The organism is Brevundimonas sp. (assembly GCF_047617075.1).
Taxonomy (GTDB): domain Bacteria; phylum Pseudomonadota; class Alphaproteobacteria; order Caulobacterales; family Caulobacteraceae; genus Brevundimonas.
In genome coordinates this window covers 165,008-179,034 of sequence record NZ_JBLGCI010000003.1, presented here as the reverse complement: position 1 = coordinate 179,034, position 14,027 = coordinate 165,008, and the positions used below count along the sequence as shown (strand labels likewise).

Annotated in this window: 12 protein-coding genes; 8 read left to right on the top strand and 4 right to left on the bottom strand. The window is 68.2% G+C overall.

The features are described 5' to 3' along the window. Window positions 1-11 precede the first annotated feature (11 nt). Window positions 12-1,028, top strand: a complete 1,017-nt coding sequence (locus ACI8U3_RS04420; protein ID WP_415013656.1) for an ABC transporter substrate-binding protein — start codon at window positions 12-14, stop codon at window positions 1,026-1,028. Between the two features lie 7 nt (window positions 1,029-1,035). Here ACI8U3_RS04420 and ACI8U3_RS04415 read toward each other — a convergent pair whose 3' ends face one another. Continuing rightward, window positions 1,036-3,324 carry an ATP-binding protein gene (locus ACI8U3_RS04415; protein WP_415013655.1) on the bottom strand — a complete coding sequence of 763 codons (2,289 nt, stop codon included), beginning with the start codon at window positions 3,322-3,324 and terminating at the stop codon, window positions 1,036-1,038. A gap of 116 nt (window positions 3,325-3,440) precedes the next feature. Here ACI8U3_RS04415 and ACI8U3_RS04410 point away from each other — a divergent pair, with 116 nt between their 5' ends. The 7 genes from ACI8U3_RS04410 to ACI8U3_RS04380 all read left to right on the top strand — a co-directional run bounded on the left by ACI8U3_RS04410 (window position 3,441) and on the right by ACI8U3_RS04380 (window position 10,356). Next, window positions 3,441-4,829, top strand: coding sequence for an ATP-binding protein (locus tag ACI8U3_RS04410; RefSeq protein ID WP_415013654.1), 1,389 nt, complete (start codon window positions 3,441-3,443; stop codon window positions 4,827-4,829). 132 nt (window positions 4,830-4,961) lie between these two features. After that, window positions 4,962-6,392 carry a phosphate ABC transporter permease subunit PstC gene (pstC, locus tag ACI8U3_RS04405; protein ID WP_415013653.1) on the top strand — a complete coding sequence of 477 codons (1,431 nt, stop codon included), beginning with the start codon at window positions 4,962-4,964 and terminating at the stop codon, window positions 6,390-6,392. Next, a complete protein-coding gene (pstA, locus tag ACI8U3_RS04400) occupies window positions 6,385-7,683 on the top strand; it encodes a phosphate ABC transporter permease PstA (protein WP_415013652.1) in 1,299 nt (432 codons plus the stop codon). The genes pstC and pstA overlap by 8 nt, the downstream gene beginning before the upstream one ends. A 5-nt stretch (window positions 7,684-7,688) precedes the next feature. Next, window positions 7,689-8,552, top strand: a complete 864-nt coding sequence (gene pstB / locus ACI8U3_RS04395) for a phosphate ABC transporter ATP-binding protein PstB (RefSeq protein ID WP_415013651.1) — start codon at window positions 7,689-7,691, stop codon at window positions 8,550-8,552. A 17-nt stretch (window positions 8,553-8,569) separates the two neighbouring features. Further along, window positions 8,570-9,295 (top strand): phosphate signaling complex protein PhoU, encoded by a 726-nt coding sequence (gene phoU / locus ACI8U3_RS04390; protein WP_415013650.1) that lies wholly within the window; start codon window positions 8,570-8,572, stop codon window positions 9,293-9,295. Further along, window positions 9,292-9,984: a phosphate regulon transcriptional regulator PhoB gene (phoB, locus tag ACI8U3_RS04385; protein WP_415013649.1), complete on the top strand. Its 693-nt coding sequence runs from the start codon at window positions 9,292-9,294 to the stop codon at window positions 9,982-9,984. The genes phoU and phoB overlap by 4 nt, the downstream gene beginning before the upstream one ends. Window positions 9,985-9,987: 3 nt before the next feature. Continuing rightward, entirely contained in the window at window positions 9,988-10,356 is a 369-nt protein-coding gene (locus tag ACI8U3_RS04380; protein ID WP_415013648.1) for a bleomycin resistance protein, read from the top strand. A gap of 76 nt (window positions 10,357-10,432) precedes the next feature. Here ACI8U3_RS04380 and ACI8U3_RS04375 read toward each other — a convergent pair whose 3' ends face one another. The 3 genes from ACI8U3_RS04375 to ACI8U3_RS04365 all read right to left on the bottom strand — a co-directional run bounded on the left by ACI8U3_RS04375 (window position 10,433) and on the right by ACI8U3_RS04365 (window position 13,930). Further along, entirely contained in the window at window positions 10,433-11,305 is an 873-nt protein-coding gene (locus ACI8U3_RS04375; protein ID WP_415013647.1) for a hypothetical protein, read from the bottom strand. Window positions 11,306-11,465: 160 nt separating this feature from the next. After that, window positions 11,466-12,500, bottom strand: coding sequence for a cytochrome d ubiquinol oxidase subunit II (cydB, locus tag ACI8U3_RS04370; RefSeq protein WP_415013646.1), 1,035 nt, complete (start codon window positions 12,498-12,500; stop codon window positions 11,466-11,468). Further along, on the bottom strand, window positions 12,497-13,930 hold the full coding sequence (locus ACI8U3_RS04365) for a cytochrome ubiquinol oxidase subunit I (protein WP_415013645.1): 1,434 nt from the start codon (window positions 13,928-13,930) through the stop codon (window positions 12,497-12,499). Before ACI8U3_RS04365 ends, cydB begins: the two co-directional genes overlap by 4 nt. Window positions 13,931-14,027 lie beyond the last annotated feature (97 nt).

Sequence of the window (14,027 nt, the reverse complement as noted above, 5' to 3'; positions counted from 1 at the left end):
GACAGAATCGCATGGCTTTTCCGCATCGCAGGGCCGTCATCGGCGCCGGCCTCGCCGCTTCGGCGCTGGGTCTGAGCGCGTGTGGGCGGTCCGAGGCGCCGGTGGACGAGCAGGGGCGCGTGCGCCTGCGCTTCGCCACCGACTGGCGGGCCCAGGCGGAGCACGGCGGCTTCTATCAGGCGCTGGCGTCGGGGGCCTATGCGTCGCGCAATCTGAACGTCCAGATCATCCAGGGCGGGCCTGGCGTGAACGTGCCCCAGCTGCTGGCCTCCGGGGCGGTGGAGCTGGGCATGGGCTCCAACAGCTTCATCCCGTTGAATCTGGTGGCCGAGGGCGCGCCGGTTAAGGCGGTGGCGGCCTATTTCCAGAAGGATCCGCAGGTGCTGATCGCGCATCCGGACCCGGCGTTGGAGGACATCGCCGATCTTGCAGGACGACCGTTCCTGCTGGCCACCGCGTCGCGGGACGCCTTCTGGGTGTGGCTGCGGGCCCGGTACGGATTCACCGACGATCAGGTGCGCACCTACACCTTCAACCCGGCCCCGTTCCTGGCCGACGAGCGGGCGGTGCAGCAGGGCTATCTGACCAGCGAGCCGTACACGATCGCAGAGGCGGGCGGGTTCGAGCCGCGGGTGTTCCTGCTGGCGGACGAGGGCTATCCCTCCTACGCCTGCATGGTGCTGGCGCCCAACGCCTTCGCCCGGGACAATGACGAGGCCCTGCGCGCCTTCATCGCGGCGTCGGCCGAGGGCTGGCACGACTATCTGAACGGCGACCCGGCCGAGGCCGACGCCCTGATCATGGCCGACAATCCCGAGATGACCGCCGAAATCCTGGCCCAGGCCCGCGAGGCCCTGAGGGAAAACCAGATCGTCCAGGGCGGCGACGCGGCCATCATGGGAATCGGCGCCATGACCGAGGATCGCTGGCGCGATTTCTTCGCGGTGACCTCACAGGCGGGGGTCTATCCGCAGGCTCTGGAATGGCGCGAGGCGTTCACCCTGGAGTATCTGCCCGGCCGGCAGTGACGCCTTTTCAGGCCGCGACCTCATCCAGCGCGGCGGCGTTACGGGCGAGGTTCTGAACCAGCTCGATCAGAGCCTCTGCGCCAAAGGGCTTGGACAGGTGATGATCCGCTCCCGCCTCGCGCGCGGCGGCCATGTGCTCGGGCAGGGCGTTGGCGGTCAGCATGACGACGGGGGTGCGCGGAGCGCCCATGGCGGTTTCATGCAAGCGGATCTCGCGGGTGGCGGTCAGCCCGTCCATGACGGGCATCTGCATGTCCATCAGCACCACGTCGAAGGTGTCGTCGCGGAACGCGGCCAGGGCTTCGGCGCCGTCTTCCGTGATGATCAGCTCCACATCGATCTGCGACAGAATCAGCTCCACCACCTTGCGGTTGGTGGGGTGGTCGTCGGACAGCAGAACGCGCAGGGGACGGTCCGAGGCGGCGCTGCTGACCTCGACCGGCGCGGTTTCGAGCGCCGGCGCGGCGATCTCTTTCAGCGGCGCGGTCAGGATGAAGGTGGAGCCGCCGCCCGGCTCGCTTTCACAATCCAGATCGCCGCCCATCATGCCCGCCAGTTCGCGACAGATGGCCAGGCCCAGGCCGGTGCCGCCGAAGCGCCGGGTGATGGTCCCGTCGGCTTGTTCGAAACGGCTGAACAACCGCGCCCGCGCCGCCGCGTCGAAGCCGACGCCGGTGTCCTCCACCATGAAACGGAAGACGGGCTCGCCCGCCGCGCCCACGCCGCGCGACACCGACAGGCTGACAAGTCCCTGGGTGGTGAATTTGACGGCGTTGGAGACCAGGTTGGTCAGAACCTGTTTCAGCCTGACGACATCGCCGTCGATCCAGACGCGGGTGTCCTCGGGTGTGTCGACAAAGAAGCGCAGGCCTTTTTCCTCGGCCTGGGCCGCGTAGAGCTGGGCCGCCTCGTTGACCGCCTTGGCCAGGTCGAACGGTTCGTTGCGCAATTCCATGCGCCCGGACTCCACGCGGGCCAGATCCAGAATGTCCGACAGCAGGTGCTGCAGGGTGGCGCCGGATGAGCGGATCAGCTCCAGCATTTCCTGCTGACGCTCGTTCATGGGCGTGCCGGACAGGGCCTGCGCCACCCCGATGACGCCGTTCAGCGGCGTGCGGATCTCGTGGCTCATATTGGCCAGGAACTCGGACTTGGCGCGGTTGGCCGCCTCGGCCGCGTCGCGGGCGGCGGCCAGGATCTCGGCGTCGCGTTTCAGATCGGTGATGTCATTGACCAGGGTGACGACGCCGCCGTCGGCGGTTCGGCGGTCCTGAACCTTGAGCCAGCGGTCGTCGGACGTCTTCTGCTCTATGGCGCACGAGAGGCGGCTGCGCGCGGTCAGGCGCTCCTCCAGCCACTCGGCCTCGCGCCCTTCGGCCTCGGGATAGTGGCCCTTGTCGATGCCGATCTGGACGATCTGACGGAAGGTGGCGCCCTGGGCCAGGATGTCGGCGATCTCGGGATTGATCTCGGCGTAGCGGGCGTTCCAGATCACCAGCCGGTCATGGGAGTCGTAGAACGCCAGGCCGTCGGGCATGGCGTCGATGGCCTCGCGCAACTGGGTCAGCATGCTGGCTCGCGACCAGAACGAGAGCGCCTCCACCACCGCCGCCGCCGTGACCAGGAAGGCGGCGAAGGCGGCGACGCTGACCCCCATGCGGACGCCTGAGCCCGATTCGATCAGGGGCAGGGTCGGGTCGATGGTGATGTCGGCGGCGGCCATGCCGCTGAAATGCAGGCTGCAGATGCCGAGGACGGCCAACGCCGCGGCGCCGGCGGTGCGCCGCCAGCCGCCGACGCCGATCACCGCCAGAGCTGCGCCCCACAGCAGGCTGGACAGGACGACGCCGCCGATCACCAGCGAGGGGTCCCAGGTGAAGAACCCCTGCAGTCGAACCGCCGACATCCCGGTGTAGTGCATGGCCGAAACCGCCGCACCGATCAGAACGCCGCCGAGGATTCGCCCGGGCATGGAGCGCAACTGGGATGCGATCAGCAGACCCACCGCGGCCCCGCTGGTCACGATCAGCAGGGAGCCCAGGGTGTCGATGATGTCGTAATCGAACCGCGTGCCCGGCTGAAACGCCAGCATGGCCACGAAGTGGGTGGTCCACACCGCGACGCCGCCGACCAGCCCCGCCGCCATCAGCAGCAGCAGGCGATCCGTGCGCATCCGGGTCTGCGACTGGACGAACAGCCGCATGCAGGTGACCGTGCCCACAACGCAGACGAAGACGGCCGCGATCAGCAGCCGCCAGTCGTGTTCGGTCGCCAGACAGTCGATCGTTTCGAGCACGGGATCCCCACTATTCCACTCGGCCTTACGGTGAAGGTGTGAAAAAGGGCTGAAACTCCCGTCTATCGTCGCCACAATGTCGCGAGCGGCCGTCATGCTCGCCGTCTGGAACGCTGATGACTCTTTCTAACGAGACCGATACCGGGCCTGAGCGCCGCGTCGACGCCATCAAGCCGTGGATGCCCGCCCTCCTGGCGGTCGCCGCGATGATCGCCGCCGGCTTCGCCCATCCCCCGGCCGCGCCCCTGCTGGCGGCCGGCGCGGCCATCACGCTTCTGGCCATGGCGGTGCTCAGGCCGCGGCGCAGGGTCGTCGCACCCCCGGACGAGCCCGAGGAGACCGTTTCGGATCGCGCCGCCGTGCTGGCCGGCGAGGCGCTCGAGGCCTTGCCCGACCCGTTGCTGATCATTTCCGGCGAGGATGCGCAAGACGTGGGGGATCGTTCGATCATCCGCGCCAATCGTGCGGCGACGGCCCTGCTGCGTCTTCCTGCGGGTGTTCTGGATCACCCTCTGCACGCGGTGCTTCGCGATCCGGGTTTGCTGGAAGCCGTGGACGAGGCCCTGTTCGGACGCCGGTCGCAGATGATCGACTACCAGCCCGGCGGCGCCCAGGAACGCCACTGGAGCGCCTGGGTGGCGCCGCTTCCGGCCCATGACGGCCTGAACGAAAACCTTGCCGTCCTGCGCCTGCGTGACGAAACGGACGCCCGGCGGGCCGAGCTGATGCGGGTCGACTTCCTGGCCAACGCCAGTCACGAGCTGCGCACGCCGCTGGCCTCCCTGTCCGGCTTTATCGAGACCCTGCGCGGACACGCCCGCGAAGATCCGGTGGCCCGCGAGAAGTTCCTCAGCATCATGGCGGTGCAGGCTGACCGCATGACCCGGCTGGTGGGCGACCTGCTGTCGCTGAGCCGCATCGAACTCAACGAGCACATTCCGCCCTCGGGCAAGGTGGATCTGGCGGGGGCGGTTTCGGATGTGGTGGACGCCACAGGACCCCTGGCGGGCCGTCGCGGCATACTGCTGAAGGTGTCGCGCGAGGGTGAGGGTTCGGCCAGCGTCACCGGCGACCGCGACCAGCTGATCCAAGTGATCCAGAATCTGACCGACAACGCCATCAAATACTCGCCCGACGACGCCGATGTGGAGATCAGTCTGCGGATCGGCGTCGGCGCCGACGAAGCGGCCCGGGTGTGGACTCCCGGCGCCGCCGGCCTGTCCCTGCTCACGCCAGACCGTGACGCCGACGCCCGTTATGTGCTGCTGACCGTGCGTGATCATGGTCCGGGCCTGGCGCGCGAAACCATGCCCCGCCTGACCGAGCGGTTCTACCGGGTGGAAGGCCAGAAAAGCGGCGAGCGGCTCGGCACCGGCCTGGGCCTGGCCATCGTCAAGCACATCGTCAACCGTCACCGCGGCGGCATGACGGTCGAGAGCGTGGTGGGGCAGGGGGCGACTTTCGCCGTCTATCTGCCGCTGCGCACGCCGCATCCACCCGCGTGACAATCCGTCCGAGGTCGGACGATGTTATAAAACTGTCGCTGAACCGTCGTAATGCGGCGCCGGGCTGTCGGCATACGGGCCTGACGAACGGTCAATCGAGCCGATTCGTCTCCTCGTGCGTGCGGACGGTGAATGTTCCTTATTTATCTTCTGGTGCTGGCCGCGTTCTCGACGGCGGTGTTCGTCCTGGCCCGGCGCGCCGCCCGCCGTCGCGCGCTCTCCGTCAAACCCCATAGCGCCGCCGGCTATCATGGCGCCTGGGCGCTGATCTGGGCCGCGGTTCCCGCCCTTTTCATCCTGATCGCCGCCGCGACCTTCGACGCCCGCATCGAGCGGACGGTGCTGATCGCCTCCGCGCCCGACGCCGTGCAGGCGCTTGACGGCCCGCGCCGCGCCGCCTTCATCGAGGACGCCCGGATCGTCGGCTCCGGCGGCATGCCGCGCCAGATCTGGACCGGCGACCTGTCCCCGGCGTTGCAGGAAGAGGCCGCGCGCGCCTCGCGCGTCGACGGCCTGCTGGCCTGGGGCGGCCTGATCGCCGCCGTTCTCGCCGCCCTGATCGGCGCCGGTCTGGCCTGGCGCCAGACCAGACCGGATTTCCGCGCGCGAAATCGCGTGGAGGCCTTCGTCGCCGTCGCCCTGTTCGCCTGTTCCGCCGTGGCGATCCTGACCACCATCGGCATCATCGGCTCCCTGCTGCTGGAAAGCCTGCGCTTCTTCCAGACCGTGCCGATCACGGAGTTTCTGCTGGGAACCCAGTGGAGCCCGCAGATCGCCATCCGCGCCGATCAGGTGGGATCCACCGGCGCCTTCGGGGCCGTGCCGCTGTTCGTGGGCACGTTCCTGATCATGGCCATCGCCATGCTGGTCGCCGCGCCCATCGGCCTGTTCTCGGCCATCTATCTGGCGGAGTACGCGGGGCCCAAGCGCCGCGCGGTCATCAAGCCTGTGCTGGAGATTCTCGCCGGCGTGCCCACGGTGGTCTACGGCTTCTTCGCCGCCCTGACGGTGGGTCCGTCGTTCCGCGCCTTCTTCAACTTGATAGGCGCCCAGCTGGTGGGGGGGCCGCTGGACGGACTGGGCCAGCACCTGCTGCTGGTGCAGAACCAGATGGCCCTGGTGGCCGGCGCGGTCATGGGCATCATGCTGATCCCGTTCGTGTCGTCCCTGTCGGACGACATCATCAATGCGGTGCCCCAGTCCCTGCGCGACGGCTCCTACGCCATGGGCGCCACCAAGTCCGAGACCATCAAGCGGGTGGTGCTGCCCGCCGCCCTGCCGGGCATCGCCGGCGCCTTCCTGCTGGCGGTGTCCCGCGCCATCGGCGAAACCATGATCGTGACCATGGCCGCGGGCCTGGCCGCGCGCACCACCCTGAACCCTCTGGAGACCGTCACCACGGTCACGGTCCAGATCGTCACCCTTCTGACCGGGGACCAGGAGTTCGACAGCGCCAAGACCCTGGCCGCCTTCGGCCTCGGCCTGACCCTGTTCATCGTCACCCTGATCCTGAACTTCATCGCCCAGCGCATCGTCCAGACATACCGAGAGCAATATGACTGACGCGACCCTTCCCCGCGCCGGCGCCTCCGGTCGCAGCACCTCGCAGCTGAGAAAATCGCTCAAGCGCCGCCACGCGCGCGAGCGGCGGTTCAAATTCTATGGCGTTCTGGCCATCGCCATCGCCATCGGTTTCCTCGCCCTTCTGCTGGGCCGCATCATCGAACAGGGTCACACCGCCTTCTGGACCCACACGGTGCAGACCGAGGTCTATCTGGACCCCGCCCGCATCGACCCGGCCTATCCCGAAGGGACCAATTTCGACCAGCTGATCGCCGAACAGCAGCTGGCCCGTCTCGGCGTGCAGGACGACGAAAACATGAGCGCCTCGGGCGACATGCGTCAGCTGATGTCCGCCGGCGTCGCCTTCGAGATGCAGCGGCTGGTGCGCGAGAATCCCGAGGTCATCGGCGACCGCATCACCGTGACCCTGCCCATCGGCGCGGACGCGGACCTCTATTACAAGGGCGAGCTGGACGGCGAGGGCGAGGAGGCGTTCCGCCGCCTGAACGATCGCCAGATCTTCTGGCTGGACCAGATGCGCGACCAGGGCCGCATCAAGGGCCAGTTCAACACCGGTCTGTTCACCCGTTCCGATTCCACCCAGCCGGAGCTGGCGGGGGTTCTGGGCGCCGTGGTGGGTTCGGCCCTGATGCTGCTGGTCACCGCCTCGCTGGCGCTGCCCATCGGCGTGGGCGCGGCCATCTATCTGGAGGAGTTCGCGCCCAAGGGCCGGATCACCGACATCATCGAGGTCAACATCAACAACCTGGCTGCGGTGCCCTCCATCGTCTACGGCCTGCTGGGTCTGGCGGTGTTCATCAACTGGATGCACCTGCCGCGCTCGTCGCCGCTGGTGGGCGGTCTGGTGCTGGCCCTGATGGCCCTGCCCACGGTCATCATCGCCACGCGCAGCGCGCTGAAAGCCGTGCCCCCCTCCATCCGCGAGGCCGCCCTGGCCATGGGGGCGTCCAAGACCCAGGCGGTGTTCCATCACGTCCTGCCGCTGGCCATGCCTGGCGTCATGACCGGCTCCATCATCGCCATGGCCCACGCCCTGGGCGAGACCGCCCCGCTGCTGCTGATCGGCATGGTCAGCTTCGTGCCGGGCGTGCCCGAGGCCGTCACCTCGCCCTCCAGCGCCCTGCCGGTGCTGGTCTTCATCTGGGAGAACGCCTCCGAGCGCGCGTTCCATGAACGCACCGCCGCGGCCATCATGGTTCTCCTTGTCTTCATGATCATCATGAACGCCGCCGCTATCTATCTGCGGCGCCGCTTCGAACGCCGGTGGTAGTCCCCATGCGCTTCAATCTTTTCCGACAGCTGGACGGCGCCGAGAGCGGCGGAAACGCGGCGGCCTCGCCCCTTCTGGCCCCGCCCCACGCCGACCATCAGGAGCCCACCGGCCCCGTCAAGATCCAGACCCGCGACGTCTCGGTCTTCTACGGCGAGAAACAGGCCCTGTACGACGTCAGCATCGACATCCCCGACAAGGCCGTGACCGCCTTCATCGGCCCGTCGGGCTGCGGCAAGTCCACCTTCCTGCGCTGCCTGAACCGGATGAACGACACCATCCCGATCGCGCGGGTGAAGGGCTCCATCCGCATGGATGATGAGGACATCTACGACAAGGCCCTGGATCCGGTGCTGCTGCGCGCCCGCGTGGGCATGGTGTTCCAGAAGCCGAACCCCTTCCCCAAGTCGATCTTCGAGAACGTGGCCTACGGCCCGCGCATCCACGGGCTGACCGACAACAAGACCGAGCTGGCCGACCGGGTCGAGCGGTCGCTGAAGCGGGCCGGCCTCTGGGCCGAGGTGTCCGATCGCCTCGACGCCGCCGCCACCGGCCTGTCCGGCGGTCAGCAGCAGCGCCTGGTCATCGCCCGCGCCATCGCGGTGGAGCCGGAGGTGATCCTGATGGACGAGCCCTGCTCGGCCCTGGACCCCATCGCCACGGCCAAGATCGAGGAGCTGATGGACGAACTGCGCGAGGACTACTGCCTCGTGATCGTCACCCACTCCATGGCCCAGGCCGCGCGCGTCAGCCAGCGCACCGCCTTCTTCCATATGGGCGAGCTGGTGGAGTTCGGCGACACCGAGACCATCTTCCAGAATCCGCGCGACAAGCGCACCCTCGACTACATCACCGGTCGCTTCGGCTGAGGACGACGAAAATGGCAATGAACGAACACACCGTCCGCGCCTATGGAGAGGAGCTGAACGCCCTCACCGCCGAGGTGGCGCGCATGGGCGGTCAGGCCGAGGCCCAGATCAACGACGCCGTCGCCTCGGTGGTGCGCCGCGATGTGGCGCTGGCCCGTCAGGTGATCGAGCGCGACGCCAAGCTGGACGCCATGCACAATGAGATCGACCGCAAGGCGATCCGCATGATCGCCCTGCGCCAGCCCATGGCCTCGGACCTGCGCAAGTCGCTGGCGGCCATGAAGCTGGCCCTGGATCTGGAGCGCACCGGCGACCTGGCCAAGAACATCGCCAAGCGCGGTCTCAGCCTGGCCGAGACCGAGCCCATGGCGCCGCTGACCCGCTCCATCGAACGCATGGGTCGCCTGGTCTCACAGCGCCTCAAGCAGGTGCTGGACGCCTACACCACCGGCGAGGTCGATCAGGCTGTCGCCGTCTGGTCCACGGACGACGAGGTGGACGAGCATTACAACGCCCTGTTCCGCGAGCTTCTGACCTACATGATGGGCGACGCGCGCACGATCACGGCCTGCACCCACCTGCTGTTCATGGCCAAGAACCTGGAGCGTATCGGCGATCACGCCACCAACATCGCCGAGACCATCCACTACGAGATGACGGGTCAGGAGCTGACGGGCGAACGCCCCCGCGCCACGGAAACCCCCAGTCCCAGTGACATCGGCATGCCGGAGCAGAACGGATGACGCCTCACATCCTGGTATTCGAGGACGAGGACGCCCTGGCGACCCTGCTCCAGTACAATCTGGAAAAGGAAGGCTACAAGGTCAGCGTCGCCTCCGACGGCGAGGAAGGCCTGATGCAGGCCGAGGAGGAGACTCCCGACTTGGTGCTGCTGGACTGGATGCTGCCCAAGGTGTCGGGCATCGAGGTCTGCCGCCGCCTGCGCGGCCGCCCCGAAACCCGCAACGTGCCCATCATCATGCTGACTGCGCGCGGCGAGGAATCCGACCGGGTGCGCGGTCTGGACACGGGCGCCGACGACTATCTGACCAAGCCGGTCTCCATGGTCGAGCTGAACGCTCGCATCCGCGCGGTGCTGCGCCGCATCCGTCCCGGCCTGGCCGACGACCGGGTCAGCCACGGCGACATCATCATCGACCGGGTCGCCCACCGGGTGAAGCGCGACGGCAAGGAGGTCCACCTGGGCCCCACCGAGTTCCGCCTGCTGGACTATCTGATGCAGCACCCCGGCCGGGTGTTCAGCCGCGAACAGCTGCTGGACGCAGTGTGGGGTTCGGACGTCTATGTGGAGGTCCGCACCGTGGACGTGCACGTGGGCCGCCTGCGCAAGGCCCTGACCGTCACGGACGGCATGCGCGATCCCATCCGCACCGTCCGCTCGGCGGGCTATGCGCTGGATCTTGAGGGCTAGGTCATGACCGATCACGCGACGCCGAACCTGCCGTCGCGTGATTTCGCCGCCACCTCGGCCTTCTATGGCGCGCTGGGCTTTCAGGAGGGCTGGCGCGACGGCGGCTGGATGATCCTGACGCGCGGTGCGCTGACGCTGGAGTTCTTCCCGTATCCGGACCTGGACCCGCTGCAGAGTTCCTTCGGCTGCTGCCTGCGGCTGGACGACCTGGACGCCTTCTACGCCGTCTGCAAGGCGGCGGGATTGCCGGAGACGAACACCGGCCAGCCCCGCCTCCATCCGCCCCAGCTCGAGCCCTGGGGCGGCCGCGTGGGGTTCATGATCGACCCGGACGGCACGCTGCTGCGGCTGATCCAGAACCCGGAAGACTGACGCCTCTCCTTCCCCTCCCAAGAGATGGGGAGGAGAGTTGACGCAGCGCGCCTCCGCGCGCCCGAGCGCGAAGCGGCTATCTTGGGTCCACCGTCTGGGCGATGCGTTCAGCCAGGGCGCGGTCTTCGCCGGTGACGCTGTGCAGCCAGACGTGGATCTGGCGGCCGTCCGACTCTCGGGTGAACAGGTGCTCCACCGCGCGGTTGGCGCCGTCCTCGTTGATGAGGATTGAGAAACGCCCCGCCGCCTCGATCTGGCGTCCGTCATAGATGGGGAAGGGCGAGCAGCAGCCCACATAGATGCCCACAAACGGCGTGTCGCCGCGCGACACCTGATAGACGTCGAAGTCGGGACCGGACGGACGCTCCACCAGATCGAACGCCTCGGGCACGTCTACGCGGAAGGCCAGCCCGGCCTGGGAGCTCAAAATCTCCAGCGCCGGCGGCGGGGGCGGTTCGACGATCATTTCGGGCAGGTCGGAGTCGGCTTCGACCTCGGGCGAAACTTCGACTTCAGGCCCGGGCGCCTCGGACTCGGCCTCGACCATCGGCTCGGGTTCCGGCTCGGCGGCGACCGGTTCCGGCTCGGAAGCCTCGGGCGCCGGCGCGGGCTCTGGCTCAACCTCTGGCTCTGCCCGCATCTGCTCCAGCCGCTCGGACAGGCCTTCCAGGATCGGCGGCTCGGATGAGGATTCGGCTTCCGGTTCGGGCTCAGCCTGCGGCGCGCGGTTCAGGCGCGAGGTGATGTCCTCGACCGGCGGGGCGTCGGCTTCCGGCGTCGGCTCGGCCTCGGGTTCCACCACCGGCCCCGGTTCCGGATCCGGCGCGGGCTCGGCCGTCTGGCTGGGCAGACGGTTCAGGCGGGCCGTGAAATCATCGGCCTCCTGCGCGGCGGCGGGGGCGGCGAATGCCGTAAGGGCGGCGGCGATCAGCGTCTTGCGGAGCATCATGGGCGCGACTGTCGCGCTTCATCCCATGAACGGCAAGGCCCGAAGCGTGTAGGCGACCGCCGCCACCACCGCGAGCCCGGCGATGGACAGCAGGGCGAACCACATCAACCGCTTCCACAGCGGCGGCAGCGGGTCGTCGGGGCCGGGGGGTGGAACGGGTCTAATGATAGCCGGTCTCCGCAGTCATCTTGCCCCTGAACACCCAGTAGACCCAGGCGGTGTAGGCCAGGATGGTGGGCAGGATCACCGCCGTGCCCCACAGCATCAGGCCCAGGGCGTTGTCCGGCGCCGCCCCCTGACGGAAGTTCACCGCATAGGGCACCACATAGGGCGCGAAACTGATCGCCAGCCCCAGATAGCCGGACAGGAACACCGTCAGCGCGCCGATGAAGGGCCAGCCGTGGGATCCCTTGCGCGCGCCCAGGAAGATCATCGCCAGACCCGCCACGCCGATCAGCGGGATGAGGACGCGCGGCGCGAACACCGCCCAGTCGATCCCGCCGGTCAGGCCGTCCGGCCAGCCCCAGCGCTCGCCGATCACCGGATGGGCCACCAGCGTCGCCACGCTGACCGCCGCCAGCAGAACGGCGGTCACGGCGGCGCTGATCCGCGTCCACCGGCGCGCATCGCCGTGCAGGTCGTCGGTGGTTTTGAACATCAGCCAAGCCGCGCCCAGCAGGGCGTAGCCGGCCACCAGCCCGCAGGCCACCAGCAGGGTGTAGGGGGTGAACCAGTCGAACGGCCCGCCGGCGAAGCGATCGTCCACCACGCGCACGCCCTGGATAAATCCGCCCAGGATCAGCCCCTGTGCAAAGGCGGCGAGCACCGAGCCAAAGGCGAACATCTGGGTCCAGAAGCGCCGCCCCCGATCCCGCGCCCGGAAGCGGAACTCGAACGCCACGCCCCGCAGGATCAGCCCCGCCAGCATCAGCAGCACCGGCAGATACAGCGCCGGCATCAGGATGGAATAGGCCAGCGGGAAGGCCGCCAGCAGCCCGCCGCCGCCCAGCACAAGCCAGGTCTCGTTGCCGTCCCAGACGGGGGCCACGGTGTTCATCATCACGTCCCGGTCCTGCGGCGACCGTGCGAACGGAAACAGGATGCCCAGCCCCAGATCGAACCCGTCCAGCACCACATAGAGCAGCACCGCGATGGCGATCAGCCCGGCCCAGATGAGCGGAAGGTCGAGGGTCATTGCGGGTCTCCCGGAAGGTCGCCGTCCACATCGTCGGGCGCCTTGGCCAGGGCCGAGCCAGGGGCGCGGCGCTCCTCGGCGGCCCGCGCGGTGACCACGGCCTTGGGCCCTTCGGCCATCAGGCGCAGGATGAACAGGGCGCCGGCGGTGAAGACGATGGAGTAGACTGTGATGTAGACCAGCAGCGAGGTCAGCACCTCACCGCTGGTGACCGGCGACACGGCGTCGGCGGTGCGCAGGACGCCGTACACCACCCACGGCTGGCGCCCGATCTCGGTCACCATCCATCCGGCCAGCACGGCGATGAACCCGGCCGGCCCCATGGCCACCGCGAAGCGCAGGAACCAGCGGCTGTCGAACAGCTTTTTGCGCCACAGCAGGAACGCGCCCCACGCGCCCAGGCCGATCATCAGCAGCCCCAGACCCACCATGATCCGGAAGGCCCAGAACACCATGAACACCGGCGGCTGATCCTCGGGCGCCAACTGGTCCAGCCCCGGGATCACCTCGTCGCGCGGCAGGTTCTGAACCATATTGCCCACGCCGGGGATGGACACCTCGAAGCGGTTGGACTGGGTCGAACGGTCCGGGATGGCGAACAGGTGCAGCGGCTGGTCGGCCTGCGTCTCCCAATAGCCCTCGATGGCCGCCAGCTTGGACGGCTGATAATGGTGCGCCACCTCGCCGGACCAGTGGCCGGCCAGCAGCTGCAGCGGCGCGGTTATCGCGACCATGCCCACCGCCATGACCAGCGCCACGCGGCTGGCGGTCCATCCGGTCGGGACCTCGCCTTTCGCCCGGCTCTTGAGCACTTGGAAGGCCGAGGCCGCGCCCACCACCAGCGCCGTGGTCAGGAAGGCGGCCAGCAGCATGTGCACCAGCCGCGAGGGGAAGCTGGGGTTGAACACCACGGCCCAGAAATCGGTGGCCCGGAACGTGCCGTCCGTCAGAATCTCGAACCCTTGCGGCGTCTGCATCCAGCTGTTGGCCGACAGGATCCAGAAGGCGGAAATGCTGGTGCCGATGGCCACCAGCACGGTGGCCAGGAAGTGCAGCTTCGGCCCCACCTTCTTCCAGCCGAACAGCATCACGCCCAGGAACGAGGCCTCCAGGAAGAAGGCCGTCAGCACCTCATAGGCCAGCAGCGGCCCGATCACCCCGCCGGTCAGGCGGATGAACTCGGACCAGTTGGTGCCGAACTGGTAGCTGAGCACCACCCCGGACACGACGCCCATGCCGAAGCTGAGGGCGAAGATCTTCACCCAGAACAGGTACAGGGTCTGGAACACGTCCCGCTTCGTCCACAGCCACAGCCCCTCCAGCACAGCCAGAAACGCCGCCAGGCCGATGGTGAAGGCGGGGAACAGGATGTGGAACGCCACCGTAAAGGCGAACTGCATCCGCGACAGCAATAGCGCGTCGAAATCCACGATCAGTCCCCTTGAATAGCCCTAAGACTTATGGGGTCATGCGCTCATCGGGCGCCGTTGTCCAGCGCCGCCGTGACGCGCGTCAGCCTGCCGCAGG

Bases quoted from the DNA above. Each gene is read 5' to 3' on its own strand.
- ACI8U3_RS04420 (WP_415013656.1), top strand. From the start codon at position 12: ATGGCTTTTCCGCATCGCAGGGCCGTCATCGGCGCCGGCCTCGCCGCT.
- ACI8U3_RS04410 (WP_415013654.1), top strand. From the start codon at position 3,441: ATGACTCTTTCTAACGAGACCGATACCGGGCCTGAGCGCCGCGTCGAC.
- pstC (WP_415013653.1), top strand. From the start codon at position 4,962: ATGTTCCTTATTTATCTTCTGGTGCTGGCCGCGTTCTCGACGGCGGTG.
- pstA (WP_415013652.1), top strand. From the start codon at position 6,385: ATGACTGACGCGACCCTTCCCCGCGCCGGCGCCTCCGGTCGCAGCACC.
- pstB (WP_415013651.1), top strand. From the start codon at position 7,689: ATGCGCTTCAATCTTTTCCGACAGCTGGACGGCGCCGAGAGCGGCGGA.
- phoU (WP_415013650.1), top strand. From the start codon at position 8,570: ATGAACGAACACACCGTCCGCGCCTATGGAGAGGAGCTGAACGCCCTC.
- phoB (WP_415013649.1), top strand. From the start codon at position 9,292: ATGACGCCTCACATCCTGGTATTCGAGGACGAGGACGCCCTGGCGACC.
- ACI8U3_RS04380 (WP_415013648.1), top strand. From the start codon at position 9,988: ATGACCGATCACGCGACGCCGAACCTGCCGTCGCGTGATTTCGCCGCC.
- ACI8U3_RS04375 (WP_415013647.1), bottom strand. From the start codon at position 11,305: ATGATGCTCCGCAAGACGCTGATCGCCGCCGCCCTTACGGCATTCGCC.
- cydB (WP_415013646.1), bottom strand. From the start codon at position 12,500: ATGACCCTCGACCTTCCGCTCATCTGGGCCGGGCTGATCGCCATCGCG.